Consider the following 26,268-nt stretch of genomic DNA (forward strand, 5'->3'; position numbering starts at 1 on the left):
CCGGAAGCCTACCCATCCAATCCGGTGGAATAGAGAAATAAAAAGCAAATAAAGCCTCAAAGACTTGACTTTCGCTTCCGAATATCGTATCTTTACAGAGTTAATGATAAAGTAGCTTCAATTAAACTACACGCAAAGGAGGGAATTGTGATTCCCTCCTTTCTTTTTATATATCAAAGGAAAAATCATATTCATAGAGGGGAAAGTTCCCCCACCCCGGCTTTCCCTTCTGTTTTGCCCGGTATTCTTTCTCCTTCAACCCGGGGCATAGCGGTCTTCACCTTGCTTCTTACCGGAATTAGAGTGTGCGTTGCCATCTTTTAGAGGCTCTGTTTTCACCAAACAGACCGTCTGTTCAGATAAAGCAGAGCCTCTATTGAAGTAAAACGTAATGTCTGTTTTCCCACTGTCTCTGCCAAGTTAATAATCAATAAAGTTGCTCTTGACAAAAAATAGCTTTATCTTTGGGGAGTTGTTAAAGCAGACACAATAGGTATATATTATGAGTGAAAAGATTATCAAATGGGGCTTTATTGGTTGCGGAGAAGTAACCAAGACAAAAAGTGGTCCCGCTTTCCAGAAAGTAGAACATTCGGAAGTCGTAGCCGTAATGAGTCGTGACGGTGCGAAGGCGAAAGCGTATGCCAAAGAGAGAGGAATCAAAAAATGGTATGACGATGCACAAGAACTGATCGATGATCCGGAAGTAAATGCTGTCTACATTGCCACTCCTCCTTCTTCACATGCTACGTATGCCATTATGTCCATGAAAGCAGGCAAACCTGCTTATATTGAGAAACCAATGGCTGTGACGTACGAAGAATGTACACGCATCAACCGCATATCCAATGAAACGGGAGTTCCTTGTTTCGTAGCTTACTATCGCCGTTATCTCCCCTATTTCCAGAAAGTAAAGGAATTGGTAGAGAACGGGACTATCGGTAATGTCATCAATGTACAGATTCGTTTTGCCCAACCGCCACGCGATCTGGATTACAATCGCGATAATCTTCCCTGGCGTGTGCAGGCTGACATTGCCGGAGGTGGCTACTTCTATGACCTTGCTCCGCATCAGATTGATTTGTTGCAGGATATGTTCGGCTGCATCCTCGAAGCAAGTGGTTATAAGAGTAATCGGGGTGGACTTTATCCTGCTGAAGATACATTAAGCGCCTGTTTCCAATTTGATAACGGATTGGTTGGTAGCGGTTCCTGGTGTTTCGTAGCCCATGACTCTGCCCGCGAAGACCGTATTGAAATTATCGGTGACAAGGGAATGATTTGTTTCTCTGTTTTTACTTATGAACCTATAGGCTTACATACCGAAAAAGGACGGGAAGAAATCTGCATCGGTAACCCGGAACACGTGCAACAACCTCTCATTCAAGCAGTGGTAGATCACCTATTGGGTAAGTCCGTTTGCTCCTGTGACGGTGAAAGCGCAACGCTTACTAATTGGGTAATGGATAAAATTTTAGGCAAACTATAACCCCAAAAAGCAAAAAAAGTATCATTCTTCTCCGCAGTTTACCGATACTGTAAAAAAATTAATAGGGATATTCCATTGTATATTGTTAGTTTTTTCTATCTTTGTATAAAGAAGAGAAGGAAAAAATGAAACTAACAATATACTTTTTTGTACCATGACTAAAGAAGCCTTAATGAGGAAAGCAATCGAGCTTTCCAAAGAGAATGTTAAAAATGGTGGAGGTCCTTTCGGTGCTGTGATTGCCACGAAAGAGGGGGAAATAATTGCAACAGGAGTGAATCGTGTTACGGCATCTTGTGACCCAACTGCTCATGCCGAAGTGAGTGCAATACGTGCCGCAGCTGCCAAACTCGGTACTTTTAATCTTAGCGGATACGAAATCTATACTTCCTGCGAACCTTGTCCCATGTGTCTCGGTGCTATTTACTGGGCACGTTTGGATAAAATGTACTATGGAAACAATAAGACCGATGCCAAGAATATTGGCTTCGATGACTCTTTTATTTATGACGAACTGGAACTGAAGCCTGAAGACAGAAAGCTTCCTTCCGAAATCTTATTGCATAACGAAGCCCTTACTGCCTTCAAAGCCTGGGCGGCCAAAGAAGACAGAGTAGAATATTAAAAAAAACCTCTCACTATTATTAACCTATTAATTACCCCTCAAATGAAAAGAAAAAGCCTTTTATTTGTTATGGCATCAGTATGCCTGTTCAGTTGTCAACAACAAGACGAACTGCAAGACCCCAGTAAAGAAGGTATCAACTTTCTTACTACTGTCGACAATGAAAGTATCACTGACGCTGTTACTCGTAGCAGCAGTAACCTGTCACTTCCTTTAAAAAGTAGTTTTTCAGCCGGAGACGTCATTTCAATGTCTGTTTCCGAGCAGGAATATCAGCCTTTTATCTTGGGAGTAGATAACCAAAATTGGAGCGAGACAGCTACAGATTCGGAAGCTGTAACTTTCTATGCTCATTATCCTGAATTGTCCGGTGATGTAACGACTAGATCCCTCTTTAGTCGCTACCGTGACATCAAAGGCGGTTTAGAATATTTGTTCGGCACAGCCCAAGCCCGCAAAGGTTCTAGCAATGTAGCCCTTACATTCAAGCGAATGACTGCGCCCGTTATTCTACTTGATGAAAAAGGCAACCCGTACGAAGGTAAAGCAATCGTTAAACTTTTCCTGAAGAACAAAGGTGTGCAGGATCTTTTCAACGGTAAAATCGAAGCTGACAAGAATGCAACCCCGGAATATATCAGTATCCGGAAAATTTCAGAAGGTATCCTGACTAACTTGATTCCACAAATAATCAAAGCTGGTGAGAAGATTGGTTCTGTAATCGTAGACGATAAGGAAGAACCTATCATCGCAGATCAGGATATTACCATAGAAGCCGGAAGTCCTGTTACGATGAGACTTTACGGAGGTCGCGGAATTATTGATGAACGGACTCCGTTACGCAGATAAAACAAAAGAATAACAGCGATACTAATAAAAATCCCCGGAACCGCTGTAGACACTCAGCATTCCAGGGATTTTTTACACACAAAAGTTATTATTGAAATTGAAAACTGTCTCTTTATTAGATTAGAAGCGCATACCTACGGTTAATAGTACTTGACTACGTTTATTGGTAACCTTAGTTGCATTTGGCACAATGATTGTTTCAAAGTTTTCTCCTGTTTCATTATAGAAAGGATAAAAGTCCTCCTTATAAGTATGGAACTGATAAGCTAAGTCAGCATAGAAAACAGCTCCTTTATATCCCAGTCCTACTGTATAATTATTGGTTGCTTTCAAGTTAGAGAATTCTGTACTTGTACTGATACTGTTAAGTGCAATTCTCTTAAATGTATCGTCATACATTGCTGCTGTCACATAATTATATCCTAAACGGAAAGAGAATTCAGGTGCAAATTTAATTTCAGCACCAACGCGTAATGTATGTACTCCTTTCAATCCCGTTTTTATTTGAGATGTTTCATTCTCCATTTTCAGACCATCATCATATTTCAGTTTGGCTGAAGAATAATCACTATATTCATATTCTGCTCCTAATGCTACAGAACGACCAATGGTATACCCCAAGCTTAAATTATATTTCCAAGGAGTTACTAATTGATATTTAGTTTTTGATTCACCAGGGAATTCCATCGTATCATATTCAAACAATTCATCCTTTTCAATGATTCCGTTACTATTCATATCAATATCAGAAGTCATGATGGCGGAAGTTCGGTCTTCCAAATTAAACCATGTAGGTGTGTGTATTGCAGCACCGATACGGAATGAAGAGGATTCAAATGGACGTACAATCACTCCTAACTTAAAATCAACTCCCGTTCCACTTGTATCAAACCAATTCTCTAAAGAATAAGTTGAAACATCTCCCTCATAACTTTCCCTATAAATAGAATTTCTTGAATAATCTACACTATAAGCTCCTATCGTAGCACCCAAATAAATGCGATCATAAAAGTTTAGCGCAACATTAAAGTCATAGGAATGTAACCCACCTCTTTCTTTAGATGTATAGGCTCCCTGCACCGGCAAATAAATAGGTTCACCTCCCTCACCCACCATATAGCCTACATTGCTGGCATATTGATCATTATTTTCACCATTATCGCCCACTGCTCCAATCACTCTAGTCCGAAGAGCCATAGCGCCTAACCACGGTGCAGCATCGATACCTCCATCAGTAAAAGCGGCATTAGAGCTCAAATATCTTTCAGTAAGCCCATGGGATAAAGTAGCAAAAAAGTCACTTTGTGACAATGGTCCTTCCGAATCTTCTATCAGTCCATTCATTACCATATTTTTATCAAAGGACTTTACCTTACGATAATTAAAACCAAAGTTCACAAACCGCAAAGGTGTCTCATTTCCGATACGGCTTGATATAACAAAACCGATATTATCAAATGAACCAAACAACTTATCTTGTTCATTTTTGCTGCCGTTCATAGTAGACTTCATTCCAATATTACTGAAACCAAATGAAGTCATTACGTCACTACTTCTGTATATTCCGATACCTGCCGGATTGGTCCCCATAGTTGATATGTCACCGCCTAGTGCTCCCATGGCCCCTCCCATGCCGACAAATCGTGCAGTTCCATTCAAATCATTCCCCATAAACCGGGCTGCATCGTATAAGCTCTGTGCACTTACGATAGTACTACCAACCAAAGTACACAGTATCACTATTGTAAATCTTATATTTTTCATAAATATATCTTATTAATAATACCCAATCATTATCATCTTCTTCGACTTCCACCGCCACCAGAGGAACCGCTAGAACGAGAACTTCCACCACCACTTGAGTAACCACTCGAGCGAGACGATGAAGACTGACTCGGTGAGTAGCTGGAACCTGATGAAGAACGACTTGGAGAATAAGTGGAACTAGAAGAAGAACGGCGACTACTACTATTATCCGGTGAATAACTCCGTGGAGTCGTAGAACTTCCACGGTTATATGTAGAAGAAGAACGACTGCTACTGCTATTCGTTGTTCCATAAGTTCTGCGAGAAGAAGAGTTGGAACGACTGTTATCATATGTCGAACTGCTACGTGTACTGCTCGGACGAGTGTAGGTAGAACTCCTGCGGGAAGAGTTTGAGCCTGTGGTAGTCCCTACTCTTGTATTCGTACGATTACCTACAGTTCTTCTGGAAGAAGAATCATAAGTTGTGCCGCGGCGTGCAGATTGGCTTACACCTTCTCCATTTGTACGACGTGTACCAACTGTTGTACCGATTCTGCGGTCACTACTTGTTGGGTAAGAAGAACGGCGTGCACTTCCAACACTGTTTCCAAAGTTAGAACGACGATTATTATAATAGGTATTACGTGCCCAATGGTTTCCACCTCCGCCCCAACCCCAGCTAGGACCACCGTGCCAGTGGTGGTGATGTCCCCAATAACCGCCGCCATACCAGCCACCCCAGTAGCCGCCATACCAGCCGCCCCAATAACCCGGAGAATATCCCCAAGCGTAATAAGGACGATTCCATCCCCAGCCGTAAGAGCCATAACGCCAATCCCACCAGAGCGGATTACTGAATGTCGGGAATGCATAAGCATACATACCATCGGTATATACGTTCCAGTCCCATGAATTCGGACCGTAAACTACATCCCAATACAACGGACTGCTGATGCTGATAGCAAAACGCGGATTGCGGAAACGGATGATACGTTCAGCGTATTCATAGTCGTCTTCTGTACCATTGAATTCACCTGTCACCCATTCTCCGTCCAAATCCGGATTAGATTTTTCTTTTATATATAAGGTATCATTATCCATTACGAATTCATTATCACGTGCATCGTAACGGCGGTTATATTCATCCACATCCCGTGTTCTTCCCTTACGGTCCTGAACCACTACTGTAGTACCCGGTGAAGTATAGATGTTGGTCACCTGTTTCTTCGGTTCCTTCTTAACCGGAGTTTCTTTCTTCTCCTGTTTGTCTTTTGAAGGAATGAAGTAAAGGTCGTCATCAACGCTTTGTGCCATCAAGCCTATCGGGAGGCACAAGGCAAATAGCAAGAAATAAACAATCTTTTTCATATCATCTCGGTTTATGTAATTACTTAAACTTATTCACGTTACAAAGATAAGGAAGAGATTTTTCGTTCGAGGGAGATTTTCCCCAAAGGATAATAGGGAAATCCCTATTTCACTACTTTTATAGAGAAAAAGAGGTGTTTGATTCTATCGAAATACGTCTATTTAACTTATGATATCAAAGGTATGGTAAACTTCACATACGATATATACAAATCAAAGAAGTCCATTTGGAGCTTTTGTTGATAGCAACATATACTTCATTAAAAAACTTCGTCAAGACTTCGTTTTTGAGTATCTTTGCCCCATCATTATTCAGATAAAAAGAAAGATTATGAAATATTTTGAGTTTTCATTTCAGACACATCCTTGCACCGAAACGGTGAATGATGTATTGGCTGCTGTATTAGGCGAAGCCGGATTCGAAAGTTTTGTTGAAAGCAAAGGCGGATTGACTGCATACATCCAACAATCCTTATGTGACGAAACTGTTATAAAAAATGCGATAGATGAATTTCCTATACCCGACACAGAAATCACCTATACTTATATTGAAGCAGAAGACAAGGACTGGAACGAAGAATGGGAAAAGAATTTCTTCCAACCTATTATCATTGGCAACCGCTGTGTGATTCACAGTACTTTCCATCAGGATGTTCCCAAAGCGGAATATGACATTGTTATCAACCCGCAAATGGCTTTCGGCACCGGACACCACGAAACGACAAGCCTTATTATTGAAGAATTACTGGACAACGAACTGAATAATAAATCCCTGCTGGATATGGGTTGCGGAACTTCAATTCTTGCCATTCTGGCACGAATGCGAGGTGCACGTCCTTGCACGGCTATCGATATCGACGAATGGTGTGTACGCAACTCCATCGAAAATATCGGATTGAATCATGTAGATGACATTGTGGTTTCACAGGGAGATGCTTCGTCACTGACCGGAAAAGGACCTTTCGATGTCATCATTGCCAATATCAACCGGAATATATTACTGAATGATATGAAACAGTATGTTGCCTGTATGCATACTGATTCTGAAATCTATATGAGCGGATTTTATGTAGACGACATTGACTCCATCCGGAAAGAAGCCGGAAAAAACGGACTGACTTTTGTCCATTATAAAGAGAAAAATCGTTGGGCAGAGGTGAAGTTTATTTATAAAGGGGCAACCGAAAATCATGGTTGATATACGCTATTAATAAACACAAAACTCTTGATTGATATAAAAAAAATAGTGACGCTATATGACAATGATACCGTCAGTATCCCAATCATATACCGTCACCATTTTTATTGGATAGCGTCACTATCTCGTAGAAGAGAGAAGATCAGATTATTATGAACGAGGTCTTCACATAGTTGTTACGCGAACTCCCTCTTTATCTGTTGGCACCATTCCTTTATTTTCTCTTCCGCATGTTCAGACTGATTATCCAAATCAACAACCAGACCACACCATTGCCCGCCACGCAAAGCTTTGGAACGTTCGAAAGTGTAACCCTCGGAAGAAGTAAAGCCGACTAGCGTAGCTCCATCCTCTTCAAATACCTCCGCCAACAATCCGATGCCATCCGCAAAGTTTTCCGGATAACGTATCTGATCTCCTAACCCGAAGATTGCAACTTTCTTTCCTTTTAAATTCATTGTCCGTAACTCCGGCAACAATTCATCCCAATATGTAGGAAGTTCTCCGTCAAACCAAGTTGAAGCACCGACAATGAAACAGTCATAAGCCTCAAAGTCATTTTGCCAAGCCTGTTCAATAGGCACTGTTTCTATCTTTTCCTTACTAAATTCTTTCTGTATTTTCTCTGCCACCCAACTCGTTCTTTCAGCTTTGGTAGCATAAAATAAGCCTATCTTTTTCATAATCCACACTATTTAATATTCCAATAATTTCCGGGCAGCCTCGTATATCTTGGCCTCATCCGGCAGAATTTCCTTTTCCAGAATCGGATTAAAACCGACAGGAGTAAAAGTAGACCCCACACGCTGCACCGGTCCATCAAGATAACGGAACATTTCCCCACTAATCATAGCAGCAAGTTCCGCACCAAAACCGGAGAAAACTTTATCTTCATGAACGACCAATGCCTTGCTCGTTTTCTTGACCGATTCGAATATCGCCTCTTTATCCAACGGAATCAAGGAGCGAATATCAATGACTTCCACTTTCCAGCCACCTTCTTTTTCCAATCGTTCTGCTGCGTGCAGGCAGAAATGGGTGGTATTGCCATAGGTAATAATGCTCAAATCTGTTCCCTCACGACGAACACGTGCTTTCCCGAAAGGTACTTCAAAATCTTCCGGCACTACTGCCGCCGCTTCTACCGAATTATACAATGCTTTCGGTTCGAGGAACAGCGTAAAGCCTTTGGATCGCATACTGGTACGAAGTAATCCGGCAGCATCATCCGCAAAAGATGGGCAGACAATACGTGCCCCCGGTAAAGTGGTCAAAGCTCCCTCCAGGTTTTGAGAATGATACAAGCCTCCACCGATATAACCACCGGAAGCCAGACGCAGAGTTATATTCGGAGCAAATTTCCCATTGCTACGCCAGTACTCATGTGTACACTCCACGTATTGCTCTATGGCAGGCCAGAAATAATCGGCAAACTCCGCTCCCTCAATCACCACATGAATTTTAGGATCAAAACGACTCATTCCATTGGCGGTGCCTACAATATAATCTTCCGCAATCGGTGCACTGAATACACGGGCTTCGCCGAATTCCTGTTGCATACCTTTGGTTACATTAAACACGCCTCCTTTTTCCCTGTTTGCCACATCCTGCCCCCAAATAAAGGTATCGGGATTATGGCGGAATTCAGCTTTCAATGTTTCATTAATGGCATTGACCAGAAAAGTCTTCTCCCCTTCCGCCTCATGTGTACCGTCTTTATATTTCTGTGGCTGATAAGGTTCGGGCATTACAAAGTCATAAATGCTTTTAGGATCGGGATCGGGAGCAGCCAAAGCCTTCCGGTTGGCAGCAGACAATTCTTTCTTTGCATCAGCTTCTATTTGTTGCAGTTCTTCCTCGGTCAGACGTTTATAACGCAGCAGCATCCGGCGGAACTTCATCAAGGGATCAGCATCTTTCACATATTCCAATTCATTCTCATCCCGATACAAGGTGTGTTTATCTGAATTGGAATGCGAACCGATCCGGACACAATTCGCTTGCACAATAACCGGATTACGGGTACTGATAGCATATTCCCGTGCCTCGGTCATAGCATTCATCGAATCGAATACATCCTTTCCGTTGCAATAGATAATCTTCAAGTTCTTGAAGCCCGAGAAGTTCTCGGCCACTTTACGGTTGGCAGTCTGTTCCGATTTGGGTACGGAAATACCATACCCATTATCTTGTATTACAAAAATCACCGGAAGACGTTCGAGACTGGCACCATTGATAGCTTCGTAAACGAATCCTTCGGAAGTAGCCGACTCTCCGTGAGAAGTGATAGCCACGCCTTTATGTCCATAATATACCATTGCTCTGGCCACACCTGCTGCGTGAAGGTCGTGTGTACCAGTAGCAGAGGAGATATTTTCAATGTGCCATTCCGGTTTCGCGAAATGGTTCGACATGTGACGTCCTCCGCTACCCGGGTCCGTCGCTTTGGAAATACCGTTCAGGATCACTTCTTCAGCAGTCATTCCGGCAGAAAGCACGGTTAACATATCCCGGTAGTATGGGAACAGGAAATCTTCACCGAGGGTGAATACCTGACCGACGGCAAGTTGAATACCATCATGTCCTGCATAGGGAGCATGATAAGACCACCCCAATGATTGCAACAGGTAAGACGGTGCCTTTTCGTCCAAGGCACGCCCCAATGTCATCAGATGATACCACTTTTTCAGGGTTTCTACATCTGTAGTCTTTATATCATATTTCTTTTTCATGAGTAATGAAGTTCTTAATGAATGAAACAATCAGTTATCAGCCTTTCCAATTTTCGAGATAGTCGGCTATAAAATGCAGGAAGTTACCTCCCAACATTCCGTCTACTACCCGATGATCGTAAGACAAAGACAAGTACATTTTATGCCGGATTGCAATCGTATCACCCTCCGGAGTTTCTACAACAGCAGGTTTCTTCTCAATATACCCTACTCCCAAGATAGCTACTTGCGGCTGATTAATGATTGGCGTACCGAACAGGCTCTTGAATGTACCAAAATTGGTTATCGTAAATGTGCCCCCATCAATATCTTCCGGCATTAATTTGTTATCCCTTGCTTTCAAGGCCAGAGAATCGATAGCAACAGCCAACCCGTTCAGATTCAGATGATCGGCATCATGTACCACAGGAACAATCAGGTTTCCATCATTCAAAGAGACGGCAATACCGACATTAATATGCTTTTTGAAAAGAATATTATATCCATCTACCGATACATTCACCTGTGGATAGGCAGCCAATGCTTTTGCCACGGCTTCTGTTATCACAGGCATATAAGTCAGTTTCACTCCTTCGCGACGGAAGAAAGCATCTTTATTTTTTTCACGCCAACGCACCAATTTGGTGACATCTACTTCTACCACATTGGTCACGTGAGGAGATACTTTCTTAGACATAACCATGTGGTCGGCAATAATCCGGCGGACACGATCCATCTCTCTGACTTCGACTCCAGGCATTGCTACAGGAGCAGACGATTTAGATAAAGTGGCAGCCGGCTGGGCAGCAGCGGCAGATGTAGCCGGAGCAACCTTCGGACTTGCCTGTTCAGTAGAAACAGCAACTGATGGTTTGCTTGCGGCCGGGGCAGCAGATGCCGGCTTCGGTTCAACGCTACCTCCTCTTTTCTTCTTTTCAATATAATCTTTTATATCTTTCTTACTCAATCGCCCTTCATAACCGGTTCCTTGTATAGCATCCAGCTCTTCTTTCGGAATCTTAGCTTCCCGCGCCAACTGAATCACAACAGGAGAGTACCAACGTTCTTCCTCTGCAACAACAGGTTTCGATGCAGTATTCGCTGATACGTTCTTAGCAGTTTCCGCTGACGATGGTGATGTTTCAGAAACATTTACCGGCTCCGTTCCAGAAGATTCTTCGCCATCCAAATCAATTATAGCGACTACGGTTCCTACAGCAACAGTATCACCTTCCTTATATAAAATCTCCACCACTTTTCCCGCTACGGGAGAAGGGATCTCCGCACTTACTTTAGCAGTATTCACTTCAAAAAGCACATCGTCTTCCTGAATCATGTCACCCACCTTTACAGACCAAGAGACGATGGTCCCTTCGGTTATACTCTCGCCCAACTTAGGCATTTTTATTTCGAATTTCGACATAGACAGTTAATTTATTATTCAACCTTGAGATATTACAACAACGGGCTGAAATAGAAAGTTTTAAGTTAAGTAAATTTTAACCGGATACTGACAAAGCCAGTCCGGACATCAACGACTATATATCCACTCTTTCTGAATATATTTCTCTTTCCGGAGCTGATTGACAGCCTCTATTTCCTTCCCGTTAAAAGCACTGACAGATTGGGACTTACTGAAATACTGAAAAGCCTTCTCTTTAAAATCAGTTACAGTTCCCTCCGGCAAGTGACTCCGAATATTGGTTACCTCACTCCGAACGGAAGGAACAGCATATACTGACGATAAAGTTTCATCATCAACCATCGGTTCCGGATTCAAAGCTTTATACAAGGCAGTCAGATCCGTATCATACAACAGAGTGCAATGATACAACACCCGATTCTTATGTACGCATTGCGCACTCCCTGATATTTTCAATCCATTCAAATAAATCCCCAATCGTTCATCTCCTTTTACCATCAGGCCTATAGAATTCAAGAAATTCAATGTCCGCTGCAAATAAGTAACAAATTCCGGCAGACGGGGAGCCGTTTCTATAAAAGTCAGATTGACATTACCCAAATCATGATACACCGCTCCCCCACCCGAAAAACGACGGGCAATATGTACTCGTCCCTGTTCCGCCCATTTCTTATCGACTTCCGACCGCAACCGCTGATGCTTACCTATTACCACAGAAGGAGTATCCTGCCAAAGCATGAAAATATCTTCATTTCCCTGCTTCAACAGATATTCCTCTGCTGCCAAGTGAAAGTAAATATCAGTAAACGGACTATAGATACATCGAATCATAGATCAAGCGGAATAAGAGTTAAAACATTATTTCGTGATAAATCTCTCCGACCGTAGGATGCGGAAACACAGTCTTCTGGAATTCCTCCACCGTGTACCCTCTCTGAATAGCAATACCTGCTATCACAATAAGTTCTGATGCCGGATTTCCCAACATGTGACAACCGATAATCCTCCCGTCTTCATCCTGGATCAGCTTACAGAGTCCGTTTCCCTGTTCATTCTCCGCAACGAACCGTCCGGAATAAGCCATCGGTAATTTTGAAACACGGTAAGGAACTCCTGATTTTACCAGTTCTTCTTCTGTCTTTCCCACTCCCGCCACTTCAGGGTTGGTATAAACGACTCCCGGAACACAATCGTAATTCATACGGTCTTCCACTCCTAAAATATGATTGATAGCGACTTCCGCTTCACGGATAGCGGTATGCGCCAATAAAGAATAGCCTGTAATATCACCACACGCATATACACGAGGATGCGAAGTCAACAGATGTTCGTCTACTTTCACCCCATTCCGATGCAGTTCTATATTCAGCTTGTCCAGTCCTACCTTGGATAGATTTGCCTTACGTCCTACACTAAGCAAGATCTTCTCCGCTTCAATAGTAGACGTCTTGCCTTCTTTTTCTATCACAACTCCATGAGGATTTACTTCCACCACTTTCGTATTCAAATAGAAAGTGACTCCACGTTTGGCATATTCGGCACGAAGCATACCGCTGGTTTCCTTATCCATCGCTCCCAGAATCTCCGGCATCATTTCTACCACATGCACTTTCACACCCATACTGTTGAAAAAAGAAGCAAACTCCATCCCGATCACCCCGCCACCAATAATGACCAGCGTCTTTGGAAGTTCCTTTATTTCCAATGCCTCCTTGGAAGTCCAATAACTGATTTCTGACAGTCCCGGTATAGGAGGAATCACTGTATCAGAGCCGGTACATACCAGCAAATATTTCACGGAATAGGTTTCTCCATCACAAATGATTTGTATTTTCCCATCTTTTTCTCCTTCTATCAGAGCTTCCTTTTCTACAATAGTCACTCCGTAAGAACTCACAGTCATCTTCACACCGCCCGTCAACATTTTTACTGTTTTATCTTTACGGCTCATAATCTTGGATAAATCGAACGAAGGAGATTCGGCAGAAACGCCATATTTGGAAGCATTCTTGATGCTATCCAGTATTTTAGCAGAATATAACAAAGTTTTAGTAGGAATACACCCCTCATTGAGACATACTCCACCCATTGCCTTTTTCTCAAAAAGAACGGCCTTTAATCCGTTGGCCCCTGCCCGTTCGGCAGCTGTGTACCCGGCCGGACCACCACCAATAATAGCTATATCAAAGTTCATAATCGTATCTTTTAAGTAATAATACGATTATAACAAATATGAGAAGAGATAAGTTGTAGGGAAAAGAAATACCCGTTACTTAATTGTCAGCTTTTTAAGTTCCTCTAACGAGCCATTGAATACATTCAAATCTACGTCTTCTTTAATACCGGGAACACTTCCCACATCCGTATGTTGCCAAAAGTGCCATTTTCCCTGATACCTTACAGAGTCCACATAATAATGGGCAATCCAATAAGGGTATGCATTGAAGATAGAGTCGTCCAGATAACGGGTTTTAAATTTATAAGAGGTATAAAGAATAGGCTTCACCCCATAATGAGATTCCACCCGGTCCAGCCAGCGTTTGATGCCTTGCTGTAATTCCTTTTTCTCTTTTCGTCCGGTCACTTCCACATCGAGAACCGGAGGCAGGTCACCGGAAACAAGTTTTACCGTGCGAATAAAGAAGTCCGCCTGTTTCAAAGCATCCGTGCTCGGAATATAAAAATGATAAGCGCCACGGATAAATCCATGATTACGGGCATTGGCAAAGTTTGCCTCAAATGTAGTATCGTTATGATCTCCTCCTTCTGTTGCCTTCATAAAGACAAAATGCAAAGGAGTAGCCGTCTCTTTATTCTGCAACAGCTTCTTCCAATCAATCTTTCCCTGATAGTGAGAAATGTCAATACCATGAATATCATATCCGTCAGGGATGCAGACACCGTATTCCTTTAAGCCATGGCAAGGTTTCCATCGATAAGCATAAGGACGGATAAAGAAATAATAGAAAGCTGCGGAGAAACAACCGACAATCATCACTGCCAGCATATTACGGAGCCAGGTAGGCATCACAGTTCGATGCTTCACCTGTTCCTTTTTTGAGGTACGGGAAGTTTTGGAAGAAGAGGTCGTTCCCTTTCTTTTAGTGGTGGAAACAGTTCTTTTCTTCTGTACGGCAGACATCGGGTTGTTGCGTTGCGGCATTTACTTTAAACGATCAATATTTTTAGAGATAGGCACGGATTACACGGAATACACGGTTTATTAAGAAATAACTAAAAAACCGTGTTAATCCGCGTAATCCGTGCCTGAAAGAACCCTTCATTGCAGCTGTTATTGCAACTATTACATTAACAACTGCTCTGAAGTGTATTTATTTAGCTTGTTCCAGTTGCAAAGTCTTAGTTGCCTGGTCGCAAACTTCTGTAGGACCGAAGTATTGGATCGGACCCGGATATACATAATCCGTTTCGATAGCCCAACGTTCGCGTTGTGAAGCAAATGCTTTGAAAGGAGCACCATCCAGTTTTACCAATGCTTTCTGGATAACCGGCTTCATTTCACCGTGACGACGTTCCATGTTCATCATCATGGTAATAGGCACACCACCAGCAATCCATTCAGCAGCAGGAGCTGTTGTGTTACGTACAGAAGACATATAACCAGTCTTACCGTTAGCAATCAACATAGAAGCTGTGTAACCCAAAGAGTAGCAATAGTCAGCGTCAAAGTTTGACGGAGCAGCACAACGTCCTTCATAACCGAAGAAGTGGTGTTGAGCAGCAAATTTACCAACATACTTGCCTTCTTCTTTCCATGCAGCCAACTTAGTAGCTACCATTTCAGACAACAGTTTTTCAGTTTCGATCAATGATACCTGAACGTTTCCATGCGGGTCACGATCCAAAGTCAACTGACGGGCAACACCTTCCGGCAGACTTGCATAGATAGCAGAGTTTTCCGGAGAAAGTTTGCGGATGATATAATCACGTTGGTGAGATTTCTTAATCTGACCGAATTCTTCAGCATTAGCAGCCAGGAAGTCATTCAATTCAGCAATCAGACGTTTCATGGCAGGAATGAACTCAACCAGTCCTTCCGGAATCAATACTGTACCGAAGTTGTGTCCTTGTGCTGCACGGTCTGCTACCACTTTAGCGATGTAAGTCACTACATCATCCAAAGACATATCTTTTGCTTCCACTTCTTCTGAAACGATACATACGTTAGGCTGTACCTGCAAAGCACATTCCAGTGCAATGTGAGAAGCCGAACGACCCATCAATTTGATGAAGTGCCAGTATTTACGTGCAGAGTTACAGTCACGTTGGATGTTACCGATTACTTCAGCATAAGTCTTACAAGCTGTATCGAAACCGAAAGAAGTTTCAATCATATCGTTCTTCAAGTCACCGTCGATTGTTTTCGGGCAACCGATTACTTGTACGCCATACTTTTTGGCAGCATAGTATTCAGCCAATACGCAAGCATTTGTGTTAGAGTCGTCACCACCAATGATAACCAGTGCCTTGATACCCAATTCTTTGATGATTTCATAACCCTTTTCGAACTGGCTTTCAGCTTCCAGCTTCGTACGTCCGGAACCGATAATATCGAAACCACCCGTATTACGGTATTCGTCGATGATATCAGCAGTCAGTTCCATATAGTTGTGATCTACCAGACCACCAGGACCCAAAATAAAACCATATAATTTGTTTTCCGGATTCAATTTCTTGATACCGTCGAACAAACCGGAGATTACATTGTGTCCGCCCGGAGCCTGACCACCGGAAAGAATTACACCTACGTTCATAGCAGGAAGAGCAACAGCTTCACCGGCTTCGAATGTAATCAACGGCATTCCATACGTGTTCGGGAATAATGCTTTGATAGCTTCCTGATCGGCTACAGATTGAGTAGCAGCACCTGCTACAGCCTTAACAGCTCCTGATGCCAATGCTTTCGGAAGTTTGGGCTGGTAAGCAGCCCTTGCGATTTGCAATGCACTTTTAGTCATTTTCTTTAATTTTTTATTTAAAGGTGTTAGTAAGTTTCTTGTCAAACTTGAAAAGCGTTGCAAATTTCGCACTTTTTTCCGAATTATGAAAATTCTTCTTCTGTTGTTTTTAAGACAAAAGGAAGAAGAAAGAAAAATTAAGGCTATCTCCCGACGTGGGAGATAGCCTTTACGTTTTCTTCAGCGAGCTAATTTATAATATAATTCTAGGGATTCTGCTCCCAGCCTCCGCCAAGAGCCTTATAAAGTTGAACCACCGCAATCAACTCGTCACGAATGGCATTACTCAATCCGATTTGGGCATCAAAGTATCCACGTTGGGCATCCAATACATCCAGATAGTTGATGACCCCATTGATGTACTGCAATTGTGCCAGGTCCATGTAGCTCTTGGCCGAACGTTCCAGATTGGCACGAAGTTCGTATACTTCCTTGATCTTGTTGAAGTTGACAATCGCGTTACGTGTTTCTTTGAAAGCTTCCAGTACGGATTTCTCATAACTATGTACTTCAGCCTCATAAGCAGCCTTCTTCGCTTTCAATGCCGCACGGTTCTTTCCCCAACCAAAGATAGGAGTTAATAAAGCTCCTTCCATAATTGCGTAGGGAGATTTCAGGAGTTCCGACAAAGAAGTACTTTCACTACCGAAACCGCCTGTCAAGGCAAGACGCGGGAACATATTCGTATAGGCCACTCCCACTTTTGCATTGGCAGCAATCAGTTTCTGCTCTGCCTGACGAATATCGGGACGGCGTTCCAACAAAGTAGACGGTAATCCTACGGGAAGTGTTTCCGGAGAATTAAATTCCTGAAGCAAACGGGAACGGGCTATCTTATTAGGATATTCACCCGCAAGATAAGCAATATCGTTTTCTTTCAGAGAGATTTTACGTTCCAAGTCAGGAACCAGAGTGGCCGTACGTGCCAACTCCACTTGTGCCTGTCGATAGGAAGTCTCGGAGGTCAATCCACCGGCAAACCGGATACGTGCCAGACGTACCCCTTCTTCACGGGCTTTCAACGTCTGTTTGACAATATCAAGCTCTGTATCCAAAGCTACCAGTTCATAGTAAGCCTGCGCCACTTCAGCCACAATCGTCATCTGCAATGCACGTTGCGCCTCAATAGATTGCAGATACTCGGCAATGCTGGCCGAACGTGCCCAACGTAGATTTCCCCAAAGATCGAGTTCCCATGAAACAAGAAATTGTGCTTCAAAGGTATCTGATCTCTTGAAAGCGTCTCCTCCATGATTCTCAAGTTCACGTTCCCCTGTCACTTTTCCTTTAATGTCCGGAAGCAATGCCGCCGTAGAAATTCGTTTCTGTGCAGCCATTTCTTTCACACGGGCAGCAGCAATCAGCATATCTTTATTATGATCCAATGCACGCTCTATCAGACTTCTCAATGTAGCATCCGTATAAATATCCCTCCAGTCCTGAGCACCGAAGCTGACCGAATCCTGTGATCTTTCCAAGCTGTCGGGTAAATGAAGATCAGGACGGACATAGCTTTTCCCTACCTTGCAGGAAGTCAGTACTCCGGCAAGTAACAGAATAGCAATATATAGTTTCTTTCGTTTCATTATTTCTTATGTTTTAAGATTTTCGACTTTGTTTTATACACCATCACAAAGAAGAACGGCACAAGAATGATACCAAATACGATGGCAAATATCATTCCGAAAAATACACCTGTACCGATTGCCTGCCGGCTTGCCGAACCCGGACCACTTGCCAGTACCATCGGAAGCATACCGAGCACAAAGGCAAGAGAGGTCATCAGAATCGGACGGAAACGCAATTTGGCTGCGTATATGGCCGACTGCACCAAGTCTTCACCTTTATCTACCTGCACCTTTGCAAACTCTACAATCAAAATCGCATTCTTAGCGGCAAGTCCGACCAACATAACCAAGCCAATCTGGAAATAAACATCGTTTTCCAATCCGCAAACCCAGACTCCCAAATAGGCTCCCAAAGCAGCCACAGGTAAAGAAAGCAATACGGCAATAGGCACTGTCCAACTTTCGTATTGTGCGGCAAGGAAAAGGAAAACGAACAAGAATACCAGTGCCATCACCATACCTGTCTGACCTCCCGCCTGCTTCTCCTGATAGGAAAGACCGCTCCATTCCAGACCGATATTATCGGGGAGATGATCTTTGGCAATCTGTTCCATGATCTCCATCGCCTGTCCGGAACTATATCCTTGCGCAGCTGCTCCACGAATAACGGCCGTAGTAAACATATTGAAACGTTTGATACTTCCCGGTCCTGTGGTATATGATGCATTTCCCAGAGAAGTCAACGGTACCATCGCTCCATTGGAGGCTTTTACGAAAAATAAATTAATATTGTCTTTATGTTCCCGGTAAGGAGCTTCCGCCTGAATATAAACCTTATATATACGGTTGAACATATTAAAGTCGTTCACATACACCGAACCGGTATAAGCCTTCATGGTAGAAAACACATCAGCCAAAGGCACACCCAGCATCTTCACTTTGTCTCGATCCACATCAAAATAGAGTTGTGGGATTTCCGACTGCAAAGAAGATGACAAGCCGGCCAGCTCTTTACGTTTGGATGCATAGTACATTAATGTATCTGCTGCGTCTACCAAATTATCAAAAGTGGCTTCTCCGCGGGCTTCCAGCTGCATCTCAAAACCTCCCGAACTACCCAGTCCCGGAATCACCGGAGGGGTGGACAGATAGACTTTACATTCCGGATATTCCTGAAGATGTTTTTCCACCGTATGCATGATTTTCTCAATAGTAGTACTCTTCCGATCTTCCCAAGGTTTCAGGATCACCGTCAGTTCAGCACGTCCCTGGTTACTTCCGACACGCGGACTACTTCCCGTTACATTCTGTATATACTCAATGTACGGGTTCTTTTCCAGATAAGCAATGGCACGCTCTGTCACGATACGGGTACGTTCCAGAGTAGCTCCTTCCGGTAGTTCTAATTCAATCTTGAAATATCCCTGATCTTCTACAGGTAAGAAACTGGTCGGAATAATACGATGAATCAACATGATAGCAATCAACACCATACCAAAAGCACTCAAAACTCGACGAGGATGCTTAATTGTACGAGTTACGGCAGCTACATACTTATTACTACCGATACCCAGCCATTCATTAATCTTCCGGAAAACGATATTCTTTTTCTTCCCGCTATCCGGTTTCAGAATCAGCGAACACATCACCGGACTCAATGTCAGAGCCACTACCGTAGAAATAAGTACGGACACTACAATTGTCACCGTAAACTGGCGATACAACTGTCCTGTAATCCCACTTAAAAAGCTAACCGGGACGAACACAGCCGCCAATACCAGTGAAGTGGCAATCAAAGCACTGGAAAGTCCGTTCATCGCTTTTTTCGTAGCTTCATAAGGGCTTAGGTGCTCCGTTTCCATGATATGTTCTACACCTTCCACCACCACAATCGCATCATCCACCACAATACCGATGGCAAGAATCAATCCGAGCAATGTCAGGATATTCAGTGAGAAACCGAAAATCAGCATGAATCCGAAAGTACCGATCAACGAAATAGGCACCGCCACTACCGGAATCAACGTTGCACGCCAGCTCTGCAAGGATAGATAAACCACCAGAACCACCAAAACCAACGCTTCAAACAACGTCTTATATACTTCATGAATAGATTCGGAAATATAGGTCGTCATATCAAACGGAATCTCATAGCTCAATCCCTCCGGGAAGTTCTTGCTAATCTCATCCATCGCCTCTTTTACTCTCTCGGCCACTTCCATCGCATTGGCACCCGGTAACATATAAATACCAAGCACGGCAGCATTCTCACCGTTGATACCACTCTCTGTATTGTAGGAAGAAGCTTCCAGCGATACACGTGCCACATCTTTCAATCGAATGATAGAACCATTTGCATTAGCACGCACTACGATATCTTCAAATTGTCCTACACTGGAAAGACGTCCCTGTGTCGTGATAGGAATCGTGACATCTAATCCCTGTACAGGCTGTTGTCCCAGCACCCCCGCTGCCGATTCACGATTCTGATCTTTCAATGCATTCTGCAAATCCTGTACGGTCAGTCCGAAGTTTGCCAACTTATCCGGCTGCGCCCATATCTGCATGGCATAATAACGGCTACCGATATTGGATACACGTCCCACTCCGGGAATACGGCGAATCACATCGAGCACATTGATAGTAGCAAAGTTACTCAAGTAAATCTCATCGAACTTTGGGTCAGTAGAAGTCAGACAAAGCGTCATCAACTGACTGGGAGCCTGTTTCTCTACCGAAATACCATTCTGAATCACTTCCGCCGGCAAACGGGATTCTGCCAGTTTCACACGGTTCTGAATCTCAACAGCTGCCAAATCCGGATCAGCAGATACATCAAAAGTAACTGTTGCCGAAAAACCTCCGGAGTTAGAACTATTTGATTCCATATAAAGCATCCCCGGAGTACCATTGATTTCCTGCTCAATCGGAGTAGCTACTGCCTGTGATACAGTAAGTGCACTCGCACCCGGATAGGAAGCACTGATCTTCACCACCGGAGGGGTAATCTGTGGGTATTGATCCACCGGAAGCATCGTCAGACCGATAATGCCGACAATCACAATCACGATGGAGATTACAGCCGAAAAGACCGGCCTATCTATAAAAAAAGTAACTTTCATCGTTTATTCTCCTTTCGCGTTATCCTTCATTCCGGTAACATTTTCTTTCGCCCCGGCCACTTCATTTTTTGTCGCAGTTATACTATCCTGGGCCTCTGCATCCGATTGGCTCACCCGTACTTTCATACCTGGAGTCAACTTATGGAATCCTTCCACAACAACCATTTCTCCTTCTGCCAATCCTCTTTCTACCACCACATTATTCCCGACTTCCGGTCCTAATTCGATAAAACGCTTTTCTACCGCATTATCTTTACGCATGGTATAAATATAAGCTCCTCCCTTTTCGATGGTAACGGCTTTCATCGGAACAACGAGTGCTCCTTCACGAACATCCAGCAACAATTTCACCTTTGTAAACTGCCCCGGCAATAATACCTGTTTCGGATTAGGCATTTCTGCACGTACGGAGAAAGTACCGGTTTGAGGGTCCACCTGCGGTTCGGCAAAATCCACGTATCCTTTGAATGGATAAACCGTGTTATCCGCCAATGTAATGGTAATATTGGGCTGCCAGGAACGGGTAGAGTCCTGTTGTCCCAAATTAATATTTCTTTCTTTACTCTTCAGATAATCGAGTGCTGTCATACTAAAATCAACCAACACCGTATCACTCTTCACAATAGTAGCAAGCAACGATTTTCCCCCGGGTCCTACTAACGTACCCAAATCCACATTTCTTTCACTAATGTGCCCCGACAAAGGCGAACGGACAATGGTATAGCCCAACTCCAGTTCAGCCTGTGCCAGATCCGCCTCACTCATGGCTACCGTTGCCTCGGCACTTTCATAAGCAGCTTCCGCATTATCCAAATCCAACTGGCTTGCAGCATTCTGCTCAAACAACGGACGGATACGTTTTAAATCACGCTCCGCCTTCAAAGCCTGCGCTTCGTCTTTTTTCAACTGCGCCCTGGCCTTATCAGCTTTGGCACGATACTGGTCCTGATTAATGACAAACAAAACCTGATTCTTATTGACATATGTCCCCTCGGCAAAAAGCATATTTTCCAGATAGCCTTCCACCCGGGCACGGACTTCGACGAACTGCTGGGCGCGAATACGCCCTACATATTCCCCGTATATCTCTACATCATCTTTCACTACCGGTTCCACAATGACTGTCGGCATTTCCGGTGCAGCCTTCTGAGGTCGGGTCAGTATCCAATATACACCCAACACAACTACCGCACAGATTATAGCAGCAATGGTTCTCTTTCTCCTCAGTTTCAACTCATGTTTCGAAAAGAATAATCTCATATCGAATCTTATTATTTAATTTAACTTATGTTTGTTCTTTACTCCTATATGCAATTCACATACCAAAAATGCGTCGCAGACATTATTAACTTACAATCAAAGCATTACAAATTCTTCTTCTTTTTGCAAAAGTGTGGAAATCCGCTGTATTGTGTAGAAATTATCCACATTTCCGACTTTTGGAACATTTTTTTTAATTCCCATTTCAACAACTAAACAAATTATGCTCTACATTTGTATTATATTAAACATCAACACTAGACCATGTCCTAATGAAAAAACAAATCTTTTCAACATTAGTTTTATCAATTGGCTTATTATTGCCTTTTTCTTTGCATTCTCAGGAGCAAAGAAAAAAGGTAGGTGTCGTACTGAGCGGCGGGGGTGCCAAAGGAATGGCACACATCAAAGCACTGCAAGTGATCGAAGAAGCCGGCATTCCTATCGACTATATAGCCGGTACCAGTATGGGAGCTATCGTAGGTGGTCTTTATGCCATCGGCTATACTCCGGAACAATTGGACAGTATGGTACGGAAGCAAGATTGGACGTTCCTGTTGAGTGACCGTATCAAAAGAAGCGCCATGTCATTAACAGATCGTGAGCGATCTGAAAAATATACAGTCTCTATCCCTTTCACCAAAACTCCCAAAGATGCCGCTACCGGAGGAATCATGAAAGGAGAGAATCTGGCCAATCTGTTTTCAGACCTTACCGTGGGATATCATGATTCTATCAATTTTAATAAACTTCCCATTCCTTTTGCCTGTGTGGCTGCCAATGTTGTCAACGGAGAGCAAATCGTATTCCATGACGGAATACTTTCTACTGCCATGCGCGCCAGTATGGCCATCCCCGGTGTATTTACTCCGGTACGGCAAGACAGCATGGTGTTAGTGGACGGTGGTATTGTAAACAACTATCCGGCGGATGTAGTGAAAGCAATGGGGGCTGATATTATTATCGGAGTAGACGTGCAAAACGCTCTCAAAAAGGCCGACAAGCTCAATAGCGTCCCCGACATTCTGGGACAGATTGTAGACATTACCTGTCAGTCTAATCATGAAAAGAATGTAGACCTCACAGATACTTATATCCGTGTCAATGTAGAGGGATATTCATCCGCCAGTTTTACTCCGACTGCTATTGATAGCTTGATGCGAAGAGGTGAAGAAGCGGCAAGAGACCAATGGGATTCGTTGCTTGCCTTAAAAAAGAAAATAGGAATAGCCGAGGATTATACTCCCAAACAACACGGCCCTTATTCTTCCCTATCCAATGCGCGTACTGTTTATGTGACCGACATTTCATTTTCGGGTGTAGAAGTGGATGACAAAAAATGGCTGATGAAGAAATGCAATTTGAAAGAAAACAGTAATATCTCCACTCTACAAATAGAACAGGCCTTGTATCAGTTACGCGGTAGCCAATCCTACTCAAGTGCCAGTTATACATTGAAAGAGACACCTGAAGGCTATCATCTCAACTTCCTGTTGCAAGAAAAATATGAAAGAAGAATCAATTTGGGCATCCGTTTCGACTCGGAAGAGATCGCATCGTTGTTGGTCAATGCAACGGCAGACCTCAAAACTCATATTCCTTCCCGGTTGGCTCTTACCGGTCGGTTGGGTAAACGATATGCCGCCCGCATAGACTACACGTTGGAACCCATGCAACAACGTAATTTCAACTTCTCGTATATGTTCCAATACAACGATATCAATATTTACGAAGAAGGTGACCGTGCCTATAATACAACTTACAAATATCATCTGGCCGAATTCGGTTTCTCTGATGTATGGTACAAGAATTTCCGTTTCGGACTCGGTCTTCGTTTTGAATATTACAAATACAAGGATTTCCTGTTTAAGAAACCTGAAATCTCCGACCTGAAAGTAGAATCGGAACATTTTCTAAGTTATTTTGCCCAAGTACAATATAATACCTATGATAAAGGACGTTTCCCTTCTAAAGGAAGTGACTTCAGAGCTGCCTATTCGCTCTATACGGATAATATGGCACAATACAACGAACATGCTCCATTTTCAGCACTGAATGCTTCGTGGGCAAGTGTCATTCCAGTGACCCGCCGCTTCTCTGTCATTCCTTCCATTTATGGACGTATCCTGATCGGAAGGGATTTTCCTTATCCATTACAAAATGCTATTGGCGGTGATGTCCCCGGTTTCTATATTCCACAGCAATTACCTTTTGCCGGGGTTACCAATCTGGAATTAATGGATAACACCATTATGATCGCCTCTATTAAATTCAGACAACGGATGGGAGCCATTCATTATCTCACATTGACAGGTAACTACGGGCTAACGGATAGTAATTTCTTCGATATATTGAAAGGGAAGCAATTGTTCGGTGTTAGCGCAGGTTATGGTATGGATAGCATCTTCGGACCATTGGAAATATCATTAGGATATTCTAATCAGACAGATAAAGGAAGTTGCTTTGTGAATTTAGGATATTATTTCTAATGGATTACAGTATTTCCAAAAAGCAAAAGAGGAGACCGCTTCACAGTGACCTCCTCCCTCTATACTCTATATGAATATGCTAAAAAGGGTTTATTGAAAAAAAGAAGCATATTCAAAAGGGTTTTATTAAAAAATATTACATAGCGATTCAATGAATCGCTTTAAAATCATATCAACAATCTTCACAGACAGTTGATATGTATGGGAAATATGTATCAAATTATATTTTGGTACATGGATCAATTTACATGCTACCACCTTTACCACCACTATGTGTCGGGTTATAAGTTACCGTCTTATATTGCTGGTCAGCACCTGTATAACGTTTTGCAGAGATAGATATCGTTTTTGTCTGCCCGTTATAGATGACTGTTGTAGTCAATGTAGTTGTACGAGTCTTGGCATAACAAGCATAATCCATCGTAGTATAGCCATTTACATTTACCGTATTATATAACACACAATCGAGAACAACCGAAATGAAAGCAGAGAAAAACATCGACAATTACAGTAATAGAAGAGTTTTGGCCTTTAGCGAAGGGGCAAATTCTTTTTTTAACAGGATATATAAATCATAGGGCAAAAACGAAGGTATCCAAAGAGGGCTGTACAAAGCGCTGAAACGCCCACCAGTAAAGGGGGAAAAGCCAACGAAAACCAGTAGAGTAGAGAAGAGAAGAGAAAAGTATTATTTCTGTTATAAATAATAGCAATAATATAGGGCAGAGAAAATGGCTTTAGCTGCTACCGCTGTCGGTTCGGATCACTTCGTCGGTGCCGTTTCTGTACCCGCGTCCCTCATGAGTTATTCGTCCGGCAGATGACCGGCTTTCGTCTGGCAGGTTGTTGATGCTCGTCCGGTGGGTAACGGACATTCACACGGTAGATAACGTACGTTTGTCCGTTAGGTAAATTCTATATTATTTTTCGGGTTACCGCTTCACTAAAAAATAATATTTGGCTCATACATAACCAAAATACTATTCAGGATCACAATCAAACCTGTTATTCCATCAATAATAGCCTGTGAAATTATTTAAATAAAGGGATAGAGTTAAGAAGATGAAGGCCTGAATAATGTTTTTCCCTATATTATTCGCTAGAATCAAAGAAAGTGCCTATCTTTACCGCAAATATTTTTATTATTCACCATTAAATATAAAGATTATGGCAAGTAGAAGAGAACTCAAAAAGAACGTAAACTATATCGCAGGAGAATTATTCACCGAGTGTTTAATTAACAGCATGCTTATCCCCGGCACAGACAAAGCGAAAGCTGATGAACTGATGGCAGAGGTACTGAAGATGCAGGATGAATTTGTTACTCGCATCAGCCACACAGAACCGGGCAACGTGAAAGGTTTTTATAAGAAATTCCGTGCTGATTTTAATGCAAAGATTAACGAGATTATTGAAGCTATCGGAAAATTGAACTAAAA

18 protein-coding genes and 1 pseudogene are annotated in these 26,268 nt (G+C 42.8%); 6 read left to right on the forward strand and 13 right to left on the reverse strand.

The features are described from left to right. Positions 1-502: 502 nt before the first annotated feature. The 3 genes from AAHJ11_RS02655 to AAHJ11_RS02665 all read left to right on the forward strand — a co-directional run bounded on the left by AAHJ11_RS02655 (position 503) and on the right by AAHJ11_RS02665 (position 2,963). On the forward strand, positions 503-1,489 hold the full coding sequence (locus AAHJ11_RS02655) for a Gfo/Idh/MocA family protein (RefSeq protein WP_004325616.1): 987 nt from the start codon (positions 503-505) through the stop codon (positions 1,487-1,489). 154 nt (positions 1,490-1,643) lie between these two features. Beyond that, positions 1,644-2,114 (forward strand): nucleoside deaminase, encoded by a 471-nt coding sequence (locus tag AAHJ11_RS02660; RefSeq protein WP_148366205.1) that lies wholly within the window; start codon positions 1,644-1,646, stop codon positions 2,112-2,114. A gap of 42 nt (positions 2,115-2,156) precedes the next feature. Further along, on the forward strand, positions 2,157-2,963 hold the full coding sequence (locus AAHJ11_RS02665) for a fimbrillin family protein (RefSeq protein ID WP_259022743.1): 807 nt from the start codon (positions 2,157-2,159) through the stop codon (positions 2,961-2,963). A gap of 120 nt (positions 2,964-3,083) precedes the next feature. Here AAHJ11_RS02665 and AAHJ11_RS02670 read toward each other — a convergent pair whose 3' ends face one another. Then, the gene (locus tag AAHJ11_RS02670) at positions 3,084-4,727 is read right to left on the reverse strand and encodes a hypothetical protein (protein ID WP_148366201.1); all 1,644 of its coding nucleotides are present in this window, start codon (positions 4,725-4,727) and stop codon (positions 3,084-3,086) included. A gap of 32 nt (positions 4,728-4,759) precedes the next feature. Further along, positions 4,760-6,079 carry a hypothetical protein gene (locus tag AAHJ11_RS02675; protein ID WP_413579028.1) on the reverse strand — a complete coding sequence of 440 codons (1,320 nt, stop codon included), beginning with the start codon at positions 6,077-6,079 and terminating at the stop codon, positions 4,760-4,762. Positions 6,080-6,410: 331 nt separating this feature from the next. On the opposite strand from AAHJ11_RS02675, the gene prmA reads away from it, so the two are divergent. Beyond that, complete coding sequence (gene prmA, locus AAHJ11_RS02680) at positions 6,411-7,277, forward strand: 50S ribosomal protein L11 methyltransferase (RefSeq protein ID WP_413579029.1); 867 nt, start codon at positions 6,411-6,413, stop codon at positions 7,275-7,277. Between the two features lie 176 nt (positions 7,278-7,453). Here the strand turns inward: prmA and AAHJ11_RS02685 are convergent, their stop codons facing one another. The 10 genes from AAHJ11_RS02685 to AAHJ11_RS02730 all read right to left on the reverse strand — a co-directional run bounded on the left by AAHJ11_RS02685 (position 7,454) and on the right by AAHJ11_RS02730 (position 22,340). Next, the gene (locus AAHJ11_RS02685; protein WP_234131984.1) at positions 7,454-7,960 is read right to left on the reverse strand and encodes a flavodoxin; all 507 of its coding nucleotides are present in this window, start codon (positions 7,958-7,960) and stop codon (positions 7,454-7,456) included. Positions 7,961-7,972: 12 nt separating this feature from the next. Continuing rightward, entirely contained in the window at positions 7,973-10,009 is a 2,037-nt protein-coding gene (locus AAHJ11_RS02690) for a thiamine pyrophosphate-dependent enzyme (RefSeq protein ID WP_195649069.1), read from the reverse strand. Positions 10,010-10,046: 37 nt separating this feature from the next. Beyond that, positions 10,047-11,411, reverse strand: coding sequence for a dihydrolipoamide acetyltransferase family protein (locus AAHJ11_RS02695; RefSeq protein WP_217723305.1), 1,365 nt, complete (start codon positions 11,409-11,411; stop codon positions 10,047-10,049). A 108-nt stretch (positions 11,412-11,519) separates the two neighbouring features. Further along, positions 11,520-12,242: a biotin/lipoate A/B protein ligase family protein gene (locus AAHJ11_RS02700; protein WP_148366191.1), complete on the reverse strand. Its 723-nt coding sequence runs from the start codon at positions 12,240-12,242 to the stop codon at positions 11,520-11,522. 19 nt (positions 12,243-12,261) lie between these two features. After that, positions 12,262-13,605 (reverse strand): dihydrolipoyl dehydrogenase, encoded by a 1,344-nt coding sequence (gene lpdA / locus AAHJ11_RS02705; RefSeq protein WP_234131987.1) that lies wholly within the window; start codon positions 13,603-13,605, stop codon positions 12,262-12,264. 75 nt (positions 13,606-13,680) lie between these two features. Then, on the reverse strand, positions 13,681-14,574 hold the full coding sequence (locus AAHJ11_RS02710; protein ID WP_074556443.1) for a glycoside hydrolase family 25 protein: 894 nt from the start codon (positions 14,572-14,574) through the stop codon (positions 13,681-13,683). Between the two features lie 169 nt (positions 14,575-14,743). Next, positions 14,744-16,390: a diphosphate--fructose-6-phosphate 1-phosphotransferase gene (locus tag AAHJ11_RS02715; protein ID WP_074556442.1), complete on the reverse strand. Its 1,647-nt coding sequence runs from the start codon at positions 16,388-16,390 to the stop codon at positions 14,744-14,746. A 206-nt stretch (positions 16,391-16,596) separates the two neighbouring features. Next, the gene (locus tag AAHJ11_RS02720; protein WP_074556441.1) at positions 16,597-17,976 is read right to left on the reverse strand and encodes an efflux transporter outer membrane subunit; all 1,380 of its coding nucleotides are present in this window, start codon (positions 17,974-17,976) and stop codon (positions 16,597-16,599) included. Next, the gene (locus AAHJ11_RS02725; RefSeq protein ID WP_413579030.1) at positions 17,976-21,080 is read right to left on the reverse strand and encodes an efflux RND transporter permease subunit; all 3,105 of its coding nucleotides are present in this window, start codon (positions 21,078-21,080) and stop codon (positions 17,976-17,978) included. Before AAHJ11_RS02725 ends, AAHJ11_RS02720 begins: the two co-directional genes overlap by 1 nt. Before the next feature lie 3 nt (positions 21,081-21,083). Next, positions 21,084-22,340: an efflux RND transporter periplasmic adaptor subunit gene (locus AAHJ11_RS02730; protein ID WP_321020478.1), complete on the reverse strand. Its 1,257-nt coding sequence runs from the start codon at positions 22,338-22,340 to the stop codon at positions 21,084-21,086. Positions 22,341-22,612: 272 nt separating this feature from the next. Here AAHJ11_RS02730 and AAHJ11_RS02735 point away from each other — a divergent pair, with 272 nt between their 5' ends. Then, positions 22,613-24,829 carry a patatin-like phospholipase family protein gene (locus AAHJ11_RS02735; RefSeq protein WP_148366183.1) on the forward strand — a complete coding sequence of 739 codons (2,217 nt, stop codon included), beginning with the start codon at positions 22,613-22,615 and terminating at the stop codon, positions 24,827-24,829. Between the two features lie 244 nt (positions 24,830-25,073). On the opposite strand, the pseudogene AAHJ11_RS02740 reads toward AAHJ11_RS02735, so the two are convergent. Continuing rightward, positions 25,074-25,286: pseudogene (locus AAHJ11_RS02740) on the reverse strand (carboxypeptidase regulatory-like domain-containing protein); the annotation flags it as partial. A 710-nt stretch (positions 25,287-25,996) separates the two neighbouring features. On the opposite strand from AAHJ11_RS02740, the gene AAHJ11_RS02745 reads away from it, so the two are divergent. Next, entirely contained in the window at positions 25,997-26,266 is a 270-nt protein-coding gene (locus AAHJ11_RS02745; RefSeq protein ID WP_074556508.1) for a hypothetical protein, read from the forward strand. Positions 26,267-26,268 lie beyond the last annotated feature (2 nt).

Source organism: Bacteroides sp. 90-K9/2 (assembly GCF_047310725.1).
GTDB lineage: Bacteria > Bacteroidota > Bacteroidia > Bacteroidales > Bacteroidaceae > Bacteroides > Bacteroides vicugnae.

Coding starts and splice junctions, on each gene's coding strand:
- AAHJ11_RS02655 (WP_004325616.1), top strand. CDS start 503: ATGAGTGAAAAGATTATCAAATGGGGCTTTATTGGTTGCGGAGAAGTA.
- AAHJ11_RS02660 (WP_148366205.1), top strand. CDS start 1,644: ATGACTAAAGAAGCCTTAATGAGGAAAGCAATCGAGCTTTCCAAAGAG.
- AAHJ11_RS02665 (WP_259022743.1), top strand. CDS start 2,157: ATGAAAAGAAAAAGCCTTTTATTTGTTATGGCATCAGTATGCCTGTTC.
- AAHJ11_RS02670 (WP_148366201.1), bottom strand. CDS start 4,727: ATGAAAAATATAAGATTTACAATAGTGATACTGTGTACTTTGGTTGGT.
- AAHJ11_RS02675 (WP_413579028.1), bottom strand. CDS start 6,079: ATGAAAAAGATTGTTTATTTCTTGCTATTTGCCTTGTGCCTCCCGATA.
- prmA (WP_413579029.1), top strand. CDS start 6,411: ATGAAATATTTTGAGTTTTCATTTCAGACACATCCTTGCACCGAAACG.
- AAHJ11_RS02685 (WP_234131984.1), bottom strand. CDS start 7,960: ATGAAAAAGATAGGCTTATTTTATGCTACCAAAGCTGAAAGAACGAGT.
- AAHJ11_RS02690 (WP_195649069.1), bottom strand. CDS start 10,009: ATGAAAAAGAAATATGATATAAAGACTACAGATGTAGAAACCCTGAAA.
- AAHJ11_RS02695 (WP_217723305.1), bottom strand. CDS start 11,411: ATGTCGAAATTCGAAATAAAAATGCCTAAGTTGGGCGAGAGTATAACC.
- AAHJ11_RS02700 (WP_148366191.1), bottom strand. CDS start 12,242: ATGATTCGATGTATCTATAGTCCGTTTACTGATATTTACTTTCACTTG.
- lpdA (WP_234131987.1), bottom strand. CDS start 13,605: ATGAACTTTGATATAGCTATTATTGGTGGTGGTCCGGCCGGGTACACA.
- AAHJ11_RS02710 (WP_074556443.1), bottom strand. CDS start 14,574: ATGCCGCAACGCAACAACCCGATGTCTGCCGTACAGAAGAAAAGAACT.
- AAHJ11_RS02715 (WP_074556442.1), bottom strand. CDS start 16,390: ATGACTAAAAGTGCATTGCAAATCGCAAGGGCTGCTTACCAGCCCAAA.
- AAHJ11_RS02720 (WP_074556441.1), bottom strand. CDS start 17,976: ATGAAACGAAAGAAACTATATATTGCTATTCTGTTACTTGCCGGAGTA.
- AAHJ11_RS02725 (WP_413579030.1), bottom strand. CDS start 21,080: ATGAAAGTTACTTTTTTTATAGATAGGCCGGTCTTTTCGGCTGTAATC.
- AAHJ11_RS02730 (WP_321020478.1), bottom strand. CDS start 22,340: ATGAGATTATTCTTTTCGAAACATGAGTTGAAACTGAGGAGAAAGAGA.
- AAHJ11_RS02735 (WP_148366183.1), top strand. CDS start 22,613: ATGAAAAAACAAATCTTTTCAACATTAGTTTTATCAATTGGCTTATTA.
- AAHJ11_RS02745 (WP_074556508.1), top strand. CDS start 25,997: ATGGCAAGTAGAAGAGAACTCAAAAAGAACGTAAACTATATCGCAGGA.